Below are 15,003 nucleotides of genomic sequence, written 5' to 3'. Positions count from 1 at the left end.
GCTCATACGCTTCTACGAAACGGATTATAGTGGTTTTCCGCCCGGGCCGGGCGCGGTCCGGCATCGCGTCCAAGCACGGCGCGACCTTCTCCCGCCCCGATCATCAGGTATTGGGCCGCATCGCAGACGTGGGAATAGCGATTTTTGTCCGGTTCATCCTTGTACCGTTCCTCCCCGCTGATCTCCACGCGCCGGTAGCGATATGCGCCGCACATGCCTTTGATGAGCGTGCGGCATTCCGGCGAGGTCAGCAGTCCCGGACCGCCGTCCACCATGCGCGTGAGGGGCAGGGCCACGGCTTCGCGCCGCAGCAGGGGATCATTGCTGGGAGCGGGCCTGGCATCAATGCCTCCGGCGCGAAGGATGTCGAACGGTGTGCGCTCGTCCACCTGGGAGCGTTGGGTTCCCGCAGGGTCGCCGTACAGAACCACCTCCATTCCCGGCCAGCGTTCGTTGAGGGTTCGGCGCAATTCCCGGGCAAAACGGGTCATGCCCATGTCCTCGGCCACAAGTTCCCCGAGCCAGAGCCAGCGCCCGTTGATCTCCCGCTGACCAAACACGGCCGCCGGGGTCAGCCCGAAATCCAGGCCCACGAACAGCGGCGATTCGGGCCGGGCGCGCAAGGGCGTGGAAGCAACATGCACAGTGGCGTGAAATTCCGGAAACACGGGCTTGCCGTCCTGTACGCTGCCGTATTTGGCGCAGTAATAGACGCGGATGTGATCCGCTGGCTTTCCGGCCATGCGCCGCAGATAATACTGCTCCGGCAGGTTGGTCAGGTTTTCGGCATTGGGATTGGGCGCAAAACGTGGGCGTCCGTTTTCCTCCCCTTTTTCAAGCAGGCCGCCCGGTTGCCGGAAGAACGCCCATCCCCGGGGGCGGTCCTCCTCGGCGAGGCGATACCACCAATGGTCCGTGTCCGGGGGGTTGGTGTCCATGATCACGCCCGCCCAGGAACAGCCGCCCATGCGCCGGGGCGGAAAGCGCTCCACCCGGTCGCCCATGGCGTCCACGATGGCTTTGGGCATTTCCCGGCATTCATTGAACCAGGCGCCGGTCAGCTCCAGGGAAAGCAGCTTTTTTACGTCCCCGGGCCGGTCCAGTGAGCGGAACATGAATTCCGCATGCACGTCCCCGAAACGTACGGTGTGGGTCATGCCGGTCTGGTTGTACTGGCCGAAGAGGTCTTCGGGAAACCAGTCCAGCCAGGTCTTGAGCGTGGTGTCTGCCAGCTCCCGGTAGGTGTTGCGCACAATGGCGAAGCGGGAACGGCGCATGCCGTCCGGTCCGGGTTGCTGGGCCTGGGCGCGCCGCATCAGCTCCATGCACATGGCCGTGGACTTGCCCGACCCCACCGGTCCCATGACGCCTCGGTAAAAGGCGTCCGATGCGTGAAAACGGGTCAGTGTGGGCGGGGCCGCGTAGGTTATCCGTTGAATGGGGTGTTCGTTGTTTGTCATGGCCGGAGCATACCCCCGGCTTGCGGCAGGGGATGAAATGACCTGCTGTACGGGCGAAATTGGAAAGGAAATTCCCTGTTGACAGGGGGAGGAAAGGCGGGCGCATGGTCGCGGTATCCGCCATGATGCAAAGCGGGCAGGTGGATGGGGGCGGCGGTGAAATCACGCCCCGGCATCATCTTCCGTGTCGGGAGGCGCTTCGGTGGCCGCAGGGCCGTTTTCAGACTCGGGTGGCCCAAGGTGCAGCTCAAAAATCACGGGTGCGGAAGGGCTTTCCTTGTTGGTGGCCTCGCCCCGGCGCTCCTTGAGCAGGAACATCAGCAGTTGGTCCGAATATTTTCGTGCGGCCCCGCGCTGTTCTCCCTGGTAGAAATACGGCTCCTCGGTTCCTTCCACGGCGCGCCGCACGGCCTCGGCTTCGAGCAGGTCCGCGCTTTCGGCCAGGGCTTCGTCCCATTCCTTTGCCAGCTCCGGATCCGTTTTACGCAGTTTATACAGACGGCTGCGGGAAATGCCTGCCTGGTGCGCGGCCCAGGTCACGTTGCCCCGCAGGGCCAATGCCTCCAAAAACGCGGCGCGTCGCTGGCGGGTCCAGGCGGGTGGGCGGGCCATTATCCACGCCTCCGCCGCAGTTCCGAGCGGATGTCCACCAGCATTTCCTGGATGCCCGCGACCCGCTCCTCAATGCGTTCCACCTTCACTGCGGTGCGCCGGGTTTCGTGAACCCGTTCCTCCAGGGTGCAGAGTTTTTCCTCCATGACCTGCAACCGTGCTCCAAGCCCGGCACCGGCGGCCAGGGCCATGAGCAGGCAGGAGCCGAGGGATACCAGTGTGGCCAGGTTGATGCGCCGGTCCAGTTGCCAGGATGCGCCGCTCATGCCGGACCCCCGGAATCGGATCGGGATTCCCGGGCCAGGGCGCGACGCACGCCGCGCACCGTGGCGGGCAGGTAGTCGCCGATTTTTTTAACCCCGAGCACCGCGGCCACAATCCAAAACGTGACCTGGAGAAACCATTCGGGAAGATTGCTCCAGGCCTGGAGCACCTGGTCCGCACCCTGGGGATCGAAACCGGACCAGATGAAAAACGCGAGCCAGGCGTAGAACAGCACGTCGTCTTTCCAGCCTGCGTTTTCAAGCTGCTTCATCTCCCAGGCCTGGTTGAACTCCTGACTGGACTGGGCCAGCCGGACCTTGTTTTTGACCACGGCGCGCCGGATTTCCCGTCGGCCGCGCAAGTGCTCGCGCACTCCGTCCACCACCAGGGAAAGCAGCCCGGCCACCGCACCCACGATAGGAATTGCCATAGTCGTCCTCCTTGTTGTGTTTGCCGCATCCTAGCCCGGGAAAAAGGCGCAGGATGAAAACGGAAGCACAACGTGCGGCAAAAGGATGAAAAAGCCCCCTTGACAGGGCTGGAGGACAAGGATGGTGGAAAAGGCGGACCGTGTTGAGGGAGCCGGAGCAAACGCTCAGCCTATGAGCCTCGACAGCCGCAGAAAATTGTCCATCATGTGGCCCAGCGGGCTGCCCGGTGCCTGCTCCACGGCCTGGGAGTAGCGCAGGCAAAAAAGCGCCACCGCGAGAACCACGGCCAGGGCCAGCGCATCATAGCGGGTAAAAAGATGTTTCATGAACGAACCCCCGTTGCTTCATGTGTCCGCGTTATCGGGCGGGAACCCATGACACGCCCACTACCTGCGCCTGAGTGTTGTGTCAACGGGGGCTATGGTTTTGGCACGTCCGTTGCTTTCTTCCCGGTGGGGAATTTTTTGCCGGTGGCTGCGTTGCCCCCGGTTGAAAGGAACGGAAGGAGTCGTCATGGCATTTTCATCGCTCTTCATCGGATCCACGGGGTTGATCAGTCACGGCCAGCGGATGGCCGTGATCGGCAACAACCTCGCGAACGTGAATACCTCCGGGTATAAACGAGCGGAAACCCATTTTCAGACGCTCATCAGCGAGCAGATGGCCTGTGGATCCAACCGGCGGGGCGAAAGCGCGGTGCATATCTCGCAAAAGGGCATGGGCGTGGGCGTTGCCGAGGTGCGTACCAGTTTCATCCAGGGATCCTTTGAGCCTTCCAACACAGCCACGGATATGGCGGTGGCCGGGCATGGATTTTTTGGTGTGGTGAATCCCGAGGACGGCAATCAATATTTTACGCGTTCCGGTGTGTTCCGCTTTGATAAGCAGGGCTACCTGCTCACTCCCCAGGGGTACCGCGTGCAGGGCGGGGCCGTGGACAGGGAAACCGGAGCCGTGGGCAGCATGGAAGACATCCGGTTGCCGTTCCAGGAAATCGACGTCAACGGGGAGACTGTTCCCGCAGTTGTGTCCGCACCGCGGGCCACCACCTCTGCCGTACTGAATACCAACCTGGATTTCGCCACTGTGGACGCGCACACGGATCCCTCGAACCCGTTTTTCTCCATGGCTTCGGCCTGGAACGGGTTGAACGAGGAACCGTTGACCCCGGCTCCAGGGTACGAAACAAATTTGAAGGTCTATGATGAAAACGGGGCTGCCCATAATCTTACCGTGCGGTTCGACCCGGTGGACACGGCCACGGTGAGCAACGCGGCACCCGCGAACCAGTATTGGGAATACGTGGTGACCATGCCACCGTCTGAGGACGGTTCCGCGGCGGCCGGCACATCCGGTGCCGGTCTGGTGGGAACGGGCGTGCTGACCTTTAACAAGTATGGGGAACTGACGGGCCAGAGCGCCTTTTCCCTGACCGGGGGCGACCCCTCGGTGCTCAGCAACTGGACACCGGCCGCGTTCAACGGGGACGGCGTTCCCACGTTCAACCTCCAGTTCAATGGGGCGCAGGCCCAGGAAATCGGCCTGGACATGGGGCTAAGCACGTCGTCGGCATCCTGGGCCGGGGGCATGCCGGCTTCGGCCGCCGAGGTAGGGCGGAATGTAGCCAATCTGGGCAGTATGGCCACGCCGGGCAAAAACGCCATGGCCACGACCAACTATGAGCTGGGTTCCATGACATCGGCGGCGCGGCAGGATGGCTATGCCGAAGGGTATTTACGCGCCCTGAATGTGGACGAAAAGGGGTTTGTGGTCGGCCAGTTCAGCAACGGGAAGAGCGAGAAGTTGTACCAGGTGGGGCTGTACCGATTCAACAGCGAGTACGGCCTGCGACGCGAGGGGAGCAATCTGTTCTCCGCCAGTCCGGATTCCGGAGATGCCCTGGCCGGTTTTGCCGGCGAGGAGGGCCGGGGTTCCGTGTACGGCAACTCCCTGGAGACATCCAACGCGGACATGGCGGACCAGTTCGCCAAGATGATCGTGACCCAGCGGGGATTCCAAAGCAATACCAAGGTGATCACCACCTCGGATTCCATTTTGAACACCACCATCGGCATCAAGCGATAGCGCGAGACAAGCGCACTTGCCCGGCTGGTGAAAAACGCACGGCTGCGTTGCGTTTTTACCGGCCAGGTAGCTTGTGTTGACCGACGCCCCGGAAGCGCCATGCATCCGGGGCGTCTTGCTGTGTGGTGTGTTTCCGGATTCTGGGCAGGCGCTTCAATGACCCGAAAAAAATTCGGGCCGGTGAGGTGCGATTGTTCGGCGCGCCAGAGGTTATTTTGCGGTTTTTGAAATAGAAAAAGCGATACAGTGACACGAAAAAAGATTTAAAATGTGCATGTGGATATTGCGCGAAGCGTGCAATGTACCATTATATGAAACGAAGAAAAAAATAATGGCACAGACGACATGTGCCAAAACGATGGTAAGAGAAGAAGTGAAAAGGCTTTCCAGCGATATACTTTTCTATTTATGCGCTAATAATACATAAAAATCGTCACTAAAATTTAATGAAACGTGTTGACGGGAATCAAAACGGTGGATTATGTTCAACGCATCGGTATTAAATACCGATATGTGGTATAGATCATTTCCGTAACAACGATGTCCGTAGCACGGTTTCATTCTATTGGGAGACGGCCTGGGAATCCTTTTTCTCTTGGCCGGTGTAGGTGAAGCGCAACAAGCCGCGAACAACGGGACGGAACATTCTTTAACGTGTTTGCGAGCGGCATGGATTCCGGCGGGAACTGATGATGTCCATGTTCAAACAAATGGAGGTGAGCCTATTCGCGGCAAGAAGAGCCGCGATACAACCGCCCATAGGTCTCTGCTGAATCACGGCCTGCGCTTAGGGTGAGCGCGGGAACGTATCGGAGAACAACCATGGAAGTGGTCATTATAAGGAGAGGATAATGGCGACAGCGGAATCGATTATACACTACGAAAACGCCCCCCACGCGCCCATACATCGGAAGATTGTTTCCGGCGCGTTCCTGGGCCAGATTACGGACGGGTACATGCTGGGCATCGTGGGCATAGCCATGAGCTACGCCACCAAAGTGCTCGGACTTACCAGTTTCTGGCTCGGTCTCATCAACGCGGCATCCATGCTCGGCATTCTGTTCGGCAGCCTCTGTATAGGCTACGTGGCGGACCGGGTCGGCAGAAAGCAGATCTTCACATACGTGATGCTGGCCATGGTGCTGCTGTCCATCGCTCCCTTCTTTACCTCGGATCCCCTGACCCTCACGTTGTTGCGATTTGCGCTCGGTCTGTGCATCGGCGCGGACTACACCGTGGGCATTGCCATGCTGGCGGAATGGGTGCCGGAAAAGAAACGGGCCAGGGTGCTGAATACCCTGCTCGTGACCTGGTCGGTGGGCTATGTGATCTCGTACATCACCGGCGTGCTGCTCAACACCATGGGCGTCACGTCCTGGCGGATGATCCTTTGTTCCGCGGCCATTCCGGCCTGCGCCTCCTTCCTGATCCGCATCGGCACCCCGGAATCCCCGGCGTGGCTGGCCAAGAACGATCGCATCCGGGAAGCCATGGAACTGATCCGTAAACACATCGGACCCGGCTACGGCCTTGCCCCGCAGGAAGCGGAAGAGGAAAGCTCGGGTTCCTGGCTCCGTCTGTTCAGCCCGGAATTGTGGCGCAATACCGTGGTGGGCGGAGTATTCTTTGCCGGGCAGGTGCTGCCGTTCTATGCGGTGAGCCTGTTCCTGCCGCAGGTCATGACGAGCCTGCACATCGACAGCCCGTACTTCTCGGGCGTGCTCTACAACGTCTGCACCATGGTGGGAGTGCTTTTCGGCACCTATTGGCTGGCGGATCGCATCGGCAGACGCGCCTACCTCACATCCACCTTCTACGTAATTACCGGGATTCTCGCAGTCATGTTCCTGTGGCGCTCCATGCCCGGCTACGTAGGCCTGCTGTTCATTCTGGCTCTCTCCCTGGCGCTGGCCGTGGCCATCGTCATCGAGTTTTCCTACCCCTCGGAGCTGTTTCCCACCGAAGTGCGCGGATCAGGCGTTGGCCTGTCCGTGGCCATCAGCCGCCTGGGAGCGGCCTCGGGAACGTTCCTGTTGCCGATCATTGTGGAGCACTTCGGTGTGTACGCGGCCCTGGCGGGCTGTGCCGGAGTCACGCTCTTCAGCGGCATCATCTGCCAGATGTGGGCACCGGAAACATCCCGGCCAAAGCGCCGTAGCGCCACGGCCGAAGCACAACCACAAACCGTCTAGAAGCCGGTCACCGTACCCGGCGGCATTTCGCGTGCCTTGTCGCACCCGCGTGAACGCGGGGGCGCGGTTCCGCACAACCTTTGCCCCGGAAAGCGGACAACCAAACAGGCATATAGAATATTAACTATCAACCAACTAATCAATTGGAGATTGTCATGGCTGAAAGAAAAGATCTGAAGCTCGGTTTGCATTCCTACACACTGCATCTCTGGGGTCTCGGCCAGAACTGGGGTATCCAGGCGGACCCGCGTCCCAAGGAAATGAACCTGTTCCAGCTCATGGACAACGCGGTGGAGTGGGGTTTGGATGGGCTGCACATCACGGGATGCGACCTGGAGAGCAAGGATGACGCCCGCCTGGCCGAAGTACGCAAGGAAGCGGAAAAACGCGGGTTGTACCTGGAGTACAACTTCTCTCTGGATGAGGAGTTCGACTCCCGCCTCACCGACACCATTGCCGAAGGCGTGCGTATCGCCAGCGGCCTGGGATCCGACCTGGCCAAAATCAGCCTGGATATTCGGCGTCCCCGCCCGTTGTACGGAAGCTGCTTCCACCCGCAGGTCATGCGCCAGCTCTGCAACGTCTATGACGAGGTCATGGAAGTGCTGCCCAAGCTGGAAGAGACCGGCGTTCGCCTTGCCCTGGAAAACCACACCGAAACCTTTGCCGACGAAGTGCTCTGGCTGATCAATCGTGTGAACCACCCGCTGGTCGGTGCCTGCGTGGACACCGTCAACTCCATGGGCGTGCTGGAAAATCCCGAATACGCCACGGAAGTGCTGGCTCCCTACGCCTTCAGCAACCACTTCTGCGACCATAAGCTGGATCGCGACCAGTTCGGCATCCGCTTCCACGGTGTGGCCCTGGGCGACGGCGACATTGATTGCTTTAAAACCCTGAACACCATCATTGAAAATTCGCCTACCGATCGCATCACGTTTGAGATCGAGTGGGACATGGAAAATGATTCGTTGGAAGAAGCCCGGAAAAAGCAGTTGGATGCCTGCATCCGCAGCATCAAGTACGCACGTGAAGTGCTGAAGATCGGTCGGTAAACAACAATAAAGGGGGACGGCAAGCGGTGCGGTCCCCCTTTCTCCTGAGGGAATGTAACAAGGAGTGGGTTTATGGATAGTCATAGTGGATATACGGGCGGCAAAAGCGGACTTTTCAGCAACGTGCGACAGGGAGTTTTCTGGCCTCCGGCGCTGCTGGTCATTGGTCTTCTGGTCATGGGCATCGTGGATAGCGAGGGATTCCTGAATGGTGCCAATGCCGCCCTGGCTTTTGCCGTGGGACAATTCGGCTGGATGTATTGTCTTTTTGTGTTTTTATTCTTTGTTTTTGTGGCCTTTGTCGCGTTCTCGCCCATTGGGGACGTGAAGCTCGGGGGGGAAAAGGCCAAACCCATATTGTCCTATTGGAACTGGTGGGCCATTGCCCTATGTGCTGGAATCGGCTCCGGAATTGTGTTCTGGGGGGTGGCTGAGCCGCTTTACCACTTCCACAATCCGCCGAGCCTCTATGGAGGGACTCCGGAAAGCACGGGCGCGGCATTGGATTCCATGAAGATATCCATCCTGCACTGGTCCTTCCACCCCTATGCCATTTTCTCGGTTTTCGGACTGGCCATTGCCTATAGCCATTACGAACTCAAACAGCCGCTCAAGGCCAGTACGGCCCTGTATCCCATCTTCGGAACGCGGCTCCAGGGGCGGTTCGGGCAGTTCATCGACGCGCTGTGCATCTTTGCCACGGTCGGCTGCGTGATCACGTCCACCGGGTTCGGTACGCTGCAAATCACCGGTGGGATGGAGTATTTGCTGGGAGTGCCGCAGAGCGACGCCATGTTTGTGGTTGTGGTCTGCGGATTGACGCTGCTGTTTGCCTTTTCCAGCTATACCGGCCTGCAAAAGGGCATCCGGTTTTTCAGCAGTCACAACGCCAAGCTCTTCATCTTCCTGCTGGTGTTTATTTTCCTCACTGGTCCCACAACGTATTTCCTGAATCTGGGTACGGAAAGTTTCGGAGGATTCCTGGGCGATCTGCTCAAGATTTCCCTCTGGACCGACAGTTTTCAGGAGGGCAACAACTGGGTCGGCTCCTGGACGGTGTTCTTCTGGGCCTGGTGGTTGACCTTTGCCCCCATTCTCGGGGTGTTCCTGGCAAAAATCGCCTATGGCCGGACCATTCGTGAATTCCTGACCGTGAACGTGCTGGCGCCGGCCACGTTCAGTGTCATGTGGATCATCCTGTACGGCGGCGGCGCCATTGCCATGGACATGGAAACCGGGGGCACGCTTTGGTCCGTGATCAATACCAAGGGCGTGGAATACACCATCTACGAGTTCCTGAAGGGCTATCCCCTGTCGGCGTTGACCCTTCCTCTGGCTCTGATCGTCGTGGCCATCTCCCTGATCACGCTGGTGGACTCGGGCGTTTCGGCCATTGCGGAAATCTGCACCCGCAAGGTGAAGACCGCCAATGGCGAACCCCCGGCAGGTATGAAACTGTTTTGGGCGTTCCTGGTGGGTTCCATGGCCATCTTGTTCCTGCTCATTGCGGGAGTGGCCGCCACAACGGCGCTCCAGACCACCAGTATCGTAACCGGGCTTCCCATTCTGGTTATTGAATTGATCTCCATGTTCGGGCTGATGAAAGCCTTCCGCGAACGGCGGATACGCAATCGCAAGCGGCAGGCCGAGGCCGAACAAAAGGTCGCGGTTGCCGAACCCGTGATTACCCTGGGAAAGACCGGCTGATGGAGTTGAACGTCTGACGCATGAATATATGTACGGGCTGCCTTGCCGCGGCCCGTACTTTCCGAAAGAAGAACGAAAACGTTTCCCTTCGGCATGTGGCCTGATCGGGACGTTGCAAAGCAGCCCTCTACCCCTATACCATGCCGATTCCGGCGTGGCTTTCGCGCTACAAGAAAAAGAATACGATTCGCGGGTCTCTTTCCATGGCGGTACAAGGCCGCGCTCTTGTTTCTGAAAACGTCTTGCAACGGCGTGCGCCCCAAAAATTCCTTTGTCCATGGCGTTGTGTTGCGGAAGATGCATTGGCGGGAATGTCGATTGTGCCTTTCCTCGCATGCCTCTTATTGCGCCATGAGAAGGCGTATGCGGCGGTAAAGGAAAAATACGGACGCATCTGTTCAAAACGCGACGCTACGGTGCCGTTGCGGCCTGGAACCGTCCCATTGCTTGAAAAGTCGTTTCTCAAGAGTTGCACTTTCCGACCGGCGTGGTACAAGATGAACGTAAAGGTCGATAACGGTGTTTCCCTCTGCCGCCGAACGGACGTTTCAGCAATCGCGGTACACGGAACATGCAAAAAAGCAGTACTGCGGCCGTCCGGGGCGGAACCAAGGAACACGAACCCGAAAGTCGGTCGAGGGGGCTGAATATGGGGCAACGGGTGGATTTTGATCCCGACGCGTTGATGCAGAATCTGGAGTATGACCGGGAGCTGCTTTGTGAATTGTTGCAGGCATATGTGGAAGATGCTCCCATTCGTCTGGCAGCGCTCACAAGCAGTGTGGAGAATGATGAACCGGGCGGCGTGGTCACGGCGGCCCACTCCCTGAAAGGCATGTCCAGCGTCATCCGGGTGAACGGCCTGGAGCAGCAGGCGCTGGAACTGGAGATGGCAGGCCGGGACGGGGATATGGACAAAATACGCACGCTGTTTTCGACATTTCAACACGATTTGGAACGGGTGCTGGTTCAAGCCAGAGAGTATTTGGCAACGAATTGATGCCGAGCGTGCGTTGTTCCGGTGCGTGGTTATCGCCATGGGCCACAAAAAAACCCGCAGCAATGCGGGTTTTTTTGTGGCCCAAACAGGCCGGGAACGTCGAAGCTACTCCTGGGCTTCGGCTTCCTCGGGCTGCTCTTCCGCCGGGACCGGGGCTTGGTCCTGGGCTTCGGCTTCGGGAGCGGCTTCCATCTCGGGCTGGGCCTGCGGGGTTTCCAGTCCGGGATCAAGCGCATCCAAACGGCTCAGGATCTCATCGGTCACGTCCAGGGAGGGATCCATGCTGGCCACGGCTTCCTTGAGCAGCAACGCGTCCAGCCCCTTTTCCGCACGATACTCTTCCATAATCCGTTTCAGCTCGTCACCCAGAAAACCGCCCAGGCGCTCTTGTTCGGCATACATTTTTTCCTGCAGGCGGGTCATGGTCTCGTTAAAGGCCTTGTCGGTCTCTTCGCCGGGCGCATCCTTGCGGGCTTGATCCGCTTGCATGGCCTCGGCCATGAGGCTTTGGTTCATGGCACCGAGATGGGCCTGAATACGTTGCACCAGCTGGCTTTCTTGCTGCACGCGGGCCAGGTCCACCACGGCCGTGCCGCCGGATTCCTGATTGCAGCCGACCAGCAGGGTCAGGGCCAGTAGAGGAAGCAGAAGAAGTTTGCGAAGCATGGAAATTCTCCGTTGTGTTTCAGGTTCAGGAATGGAGTCGATCCCAGCCGCGGGAGGCCAGGCGGGAGCCTTGGGCCGAGAGCAGCAGGGCTTCGACCCCGGGCAGGGAGTCGATGAGCGCCAGCCCCTGCCGCGGCGAAGCCACGAACAGGGCAGTGGAAAGGGCGTCGGCCTCGGCCACGCTGGCGGCGCGAACCGTGGCGCTGGAAAGGGTTCGGGGTGAACGGCCCGTGCGCGGATCCACAATGTGGTGCGCGAGGCGGTTGTCGCCGAACCAGACTTCATAGGCTCCGGAAGTGGCCACAGCGCCGTCGCGCAGGCGGATCACATCCGGATACTCCCCCCCCTTGGGATTTTGAACGGCCACGACCCAGGGACGCCGGGCCGTGCGACCGCCGGAAACGCGGATATCTCCACCCGCGTCCACCAGGTGATCGTGCGCGCCCAAAGAGCGCAATGTTTCGGATGCCGCATCCACGATGCGTCCCTTGGCGAGTCCGTCCAAGGTCAGGCCCATGCCTTGCCGCTCCAGGACCAGGGAACGGGCATTGGAACGCAGGGCGTCCAGGTCCACCAAAGCCAGACGTTGCCGCAGTTCCTCTTTGTTTAGGGGAACGTCCGGATTGCGTCGGGCTGTTTCGGCCATGAGGTCGAGCACGGGTTTGACCGCGGGGTTGAACGTGCCGCCGGTGAGGGCGTGGTATTCCCGCGCCTGTTCCAGCAGTTGGGTCAACTCCGGCGGCGCCCCGCGCAGAACGCGCTGGTCGTTGAGCACGGAGAGGGGCGATGCCGTGTCAAACCTGTTGAACACAGGGATCAGCTCCTGCATATGCTCAAAAGCACGGCCAACGGCGTCCTGCGCAAAGTTGCGGGACTCGTGCGCCACGCTCACGGTCACAAAGGTTCCCATGAGGGCGCGTGTTTGGCTCACGCAGGGCGTTTCCGCCCGTGCCGGGCGGACCAACCCGGAAAGACCGCCCGCAGCCAGCAGCGTCAGGGCTGTTCCGGCTTTGAGAAACGTTCGGCGGCTGGTTCCGTTTTGGGGCATGGATTCCTCCTCTGGTTGAAGGCCAATCAGGGTAAAGAAACCGCCGGGCCTTGTCCAGACATGAGGAGGTGGAAGAGTGGGTGCTTCCTATCCTGTTGACCTGACGCTCTTGGGCGTACATAATAGAATGATAGGCAAATCCAGGGAGGATGCCATGAGAAACATACGTTTCGTAACCGTTGTGCTGCTGTTGACGGCGATGGTCTGGGCGACCGGGGCGGCTGCCGGTGAAATCATGGTTCGCAAGGCGGACAATGTTTTTTTCTGCGTGGACACGTCCGGTTCCATGATGTCGGAATATCACGGCGACGGCATGTCGGACCTGGCTGCGGCAAAAGTGTTGCTGGACCGCATGGTGCGGGCCATGCCTGATTTAGGGTACAAGAGCGCGCTGTATCGCTTTGCTCCGTTTAAGGAATTGCGTGGCCTTGAGCCGCAGGAGCTGGGGAACATAACGCAAGCTGTGGCGGATCTGCCGAGCACGGTACCCATGTTCGGCAACCGTACGCCCCTTGGCCAGGGGTTGTATGACCTGGCCTGGCCCATAGCCGAGGTGCCCGGACCCACGGCCGTGATTTTGTTCACGGACGGCGGCCAGAATGAGGGGGAGCACCCCTTGCCTGTGGCCGAGCAGCTGTTTGCCAACTATGACGTTTGCCTGCATGTGGTCAGCTTTGCAAATTCCGAGCGAGAGCAGACCACCATCAATGAACTGGCCGGGCTGAGCGATTGTAGCGTAATGGCCCGGGCTTCGGATCTGTTGGCGGACCAGGCTGCGTTGGATGCCTTTGTCCGCGACACCCTCTGGACCATGAAGCCCGAACCCGCGCCCCCGGCGCCACCCGTGTCCAAACGGGAATTTCACACCGTGCGTATGGATCTCTATCTGGAGTTTGACACCAACAGCGCGGAGATCCGACAGGAATTTCATGACGAAGTGGCCAAGCTGGGCGAACTGTTGCAACGCTATCCCGAAAGCACGGCCATGATCGTGGGCTACACCGACGATGTTGGTTCCTATACCTCCAATATCCGGCTTTCCACCCGCCGGGCGCAGGCTGTGAAAAAGCATTTGATGCAGCAATTCAACGTGGCTCCCGGGCGTCTGGAGGCCGTGGGCTACGGGGAGAACTTCCCGGCGCAGGAAAGCACCACCGCGGAAGCCCGACAGCGAAACCGCCGCGTGACGGTGTTTGTGACGGGGTGGTTCGTGGAAGTGAAATAAGTTGTCATTGATGGCCATACTGTCGGCGCGCTTCGGACCACCGGGGCGCGCCTTTTTTGTGGACCAGCAGGGTCCACGGACCTCATCGGTGTCGTTTTTGGGCGCTCCTGGCGGGCGGTATATGAGTTGTTCCATGTTCACGACAGGTTGGGGAAGTTCTGGAACAACACCGATAACTTCTTGATTTTCAGTTACAAAAAATATGGTCCATACCCTAATTATCTGCGGCCGGAGTCCGATAAGAAAACCAACGGCGGACGGGAAACCGCACTGCCGGAAACGAGCGAAAGGGACGTCGTTTCGGATTCCAAGGAAGGAAGGCCGGATGGAGGCGAGCACCGCCTCCGCCAGCTTGTGACGGCAAGCGCCGCCGTGCGCTCCATGTCGCCCTCTGTGGAAGCAGGTACATGCAACGTCGCCGAACATACGGATGGTACTCCGCGTTCAACGCTCATACGCGTCAGAAAGGTTCGCCACGGGGAGAAGGCATGCAGGATCGGATCGACATGGAGGCGTATCGTCGCGCCCAACGGCAAAAGGGTGAAGCCCGCAGCCATGGGCAAAGCGAGTACGAGCGTGCGGAAAAGCTCCGACGCCTCAAGGAGCAGATCCGCGCCGGAACCTACTGTGCCGACATCAAGGACATTGCCATGCAGCTCGCCGCTGCCATGGACCCCATGAGCTGAATCCGCTCAATCTTCGTCATACCTTTTCTGGGCTTTTGCCCGGCCCGCCGAACGTGCCGCGTTCAGGACACCGCCAGTGCCTGAGGGATATATCTTCCAGGGAGGGACAAGGCTCCGACCCGCACCCTTGGCAGGTTGTTGAAAACGCACGATTGCTGCGTTGCTTCAAAAACATCAAATCCTCGCAGGGAATACGCCTGGGCCTGGATGGTTCCTCGCGCCTTGCTCCCGTACTGTTATGAACAGCCTGGGGTATTGATTTTTCAACGGTCCGTTTCGCTCCTTTCTTTTTGAACGATCCAAACGACCGGGCAAAAACCTTCCGATCTGATCTCCCATCTTTTCAGCCCACGTGCAGAGCCTCTGTCGCCGCTCCCCCATCGGGGTGCATCGCACAACAGCGCTGTCACCTGGATTTCACTTTTCGGAGCTGGTTGTTTCATGCTAGGTCTAGAGTAACTGTAGATCCAGAAAACAGGAGCGATGCCTTTGCTTGAAAATCTCTAGAGAAAGTTGTGAGTCATGGTGACCCACCGGTGTCCGGATTGCCGGCGATCGGCCAACCCCCAGCC

General features: G+C 59.3%; 14 protein-coding genes. 7 read left to right on the top strand and 7 right to left on the bottom strand.

The genetic code is table 11. The features are described 5' to 3' along the window. Positions 1-2: 2 nt before the first annotated feature. From B5D49_RS09405 to B5D49_RS14875, 5 genes are all read right to left on the bottom strand, one after another. Positions 3-1,460: a hypothetical protein gene (locus B5D49_RS09405; protein ID WP_078717441.1), complete on the bottom strand. Its 1,458-nt coding sequence runs from the start codon at positions 1,458-1,460 to the stop codon at positions 3-5. Between the two features lie 162 nt (positions 1,461-1,622). Further along, positions 1,623-2,072: a hypothetical protein gene (locus tag B5D49_RS09395; RefSeq protein ID WP_078717439.1), complete on the bottom strand. Its 450-nt coding sequence runs from the start codon at positions 2,070-2,072 to the stop codon at positions 1,623-1,625. Continuing rightward, on the bottom strand, positions 2,072-2,338 hold the full coding sequence (locus tag B5D49_RS09390; RefSeq protein WP_078717438.1) for a hypothetical protein: 267 nt from the start codon (positions 2,336-2,338) through the stop codon (positions 2,072-2,074). The genes B5D49_RS09395 and B5D49_RS09390 overlap by 1 nt, the downstream gene beginning before the upstream one ends. Next, on the bottom strand, positions 2,335-2,766 hold the full coding sequence (locus tag B5D49_RS09385) for a hypothetical protein (RefSeq protein ID WP_078717437.1): 432 nt from the start codon (positions 2,764-2,766) through the stop codon (positions 2,335-2,337). The genes B5D49_RS09390 and B5D49_RS09385 overlap by 4 nt, the downstream gene beginning before the upstream one ends. A gap of 165 nt (positions 2,767-2,931) precedes the next feature. After that, entirely contained in the window at positions 2,932-3,093 is a 162-nt protein-coding gene (locus tag B5D49_RS14875; protein WP_159447191.1) for a hypothetical protein, read from the bottom strand. A gap of 187 nt (positions 3,094-3,280) precedes the next feature. Here B5D49_RS14875 and B5D49_RS09380 point away from each other — a divergent pair, with 187 nt between their 5' ends. From B5D49_RS09380 to B5D49_RS09360, 5 genes are all read left to right on the top strand, one after another. Beyond that, positions 3,281-4,852 carry a flagellar hook protein FlgE gene (locus B5D49_RS09380; protein WP_078717436.1) on the top strand — a complete coding sequence of 524 codons (1,572 nt, stop codon included), beginning with the start codon at positions 3,281-3,283 and terminating at the stop codon, positions 4,850-4,852. Between the two features lie 851 nt (positions 4,853-5,703). Then, a complete protein-coding gene (locus B5D49_RS09375) occupies positions 5,704-7,044 on the top strand; it encodes an MFS transporter (protein WP_078717435.1) in 1,341 nt (446 codons plus the stop codon). 155 nt (positions 7,045-7,199) lie between these two features. Next, positions 7,200-8,099 carry a sugar phosphate isomerase/epimerase family protein gene (locus tag B5D49_RS09370; protein WP_078717434.1) on the top strand — a complete coding sequence of 300 codons (900 nt, stop codon included), beginning with the start codon at positions 7,200-7,202 and terminating at the stop codon, positions 8,097-8,099. A 72-nt stretch (positions 8,100-8,171) separates the two neighbouring features. Then, complete coding sequence (locus tag B5D49_RS09365) at positions 8,172-9,806, top strand: BCCT family transporter (RefSeq protein ID WP_078717433.1); 1,635 nt, start codon at positions 8,172-8,174, stop codon at positions 9,804-9,806. 571 nt (positions 9,807-10,377) lie between these two features. Further along, positions 10,378-10,806 carry an Hpt domain-containing protein gene (locus tag B5D49_RS09360; protein WP_078717432.1) on the top strand — a complete coding sequence of 143 codons (429 nt, stop codon included), beginning with the start codon at positions 10,378-10,380 and terminating at the stop codon, positions 10,804-10,806. A 105-nt stretch (positions 10,807-10,911) separates the two neighbouring features. Here B5D49_RS09360 and B5D49_RS09355 read toward each other — a convergent pair whose 3' ends face one another. Together B5D49_RS09355 and B5D49_RS09350 are read right to left on the bottom strand one after the other, a co-directional pair. Continuing rightward, positions 10,912-11,472 (bottom strand): OmpH family outer membrane protein, encoded by a 561-nt coding sequence (locus B5D49_RS09355; protein WP_078717431.1) that lies wholly within the window; start codon positions 11,470-11,472, stop codon positions 10,912-10,914. Positions 11,473-11,497: 25 nt separating this feature from the next. Beyond that, entirely contained in the window at positions 11,498-12,520 is a 1,023-nt protein-coding gene (locus tag B5D49_RS09350) for an FAD:protein FMN transferase (protein ID WP_078717501.1), read from the bottom strand. Between the two features lie 154 nt (positions 12,521-12,674). Between B5D49_RS09350 and B5D49_RS09345 the strand changes: the two genes are divergently transcribed. Next, positions 12,675-13,745: an OmpA family protein gene (locus B5D49_RS09345; RefSeq protein WP_159447190.1), complete on the top strand. Its 1,071-nt coding sequence runs from the start codon at positions 12,675-12,677 to the stop codon at positions 13,743-13,745. Between the two features lie 488 nt (positions 13,746-14,233). Further along, positions 14,234-14,431, top strand: a complete 198-nt coding sequence (locus tag B5D49_RS09340) for a flagellar biosynthesis anti-sigma factor FlgM (RefSeq protein WP_144019364.1) — start codon at positions 14,234-14,236, stop codon at positions 14,429-14,431. Positions 14,432-15,003 lie beyond the last annotated feature (572 nt).

This window comes from Paucidesulfovibrio gracilis DSM 16080 (assembly GCF_900167125.1).
In the GTDB taxonomy this organism is placed as follows: domain Bacteria; phylum Desulfobacterota; class Desulfovibrionia; order Desulfovibrionales; family Desulfovibrionaceae; genus Paucidesulfovibrio; species Paucidesulfovibrio gracilis.
Note: the sequence above shows the minus strand (reverse complement) of the source record. Positions and strands in the feature narration are given on the sequence as shown.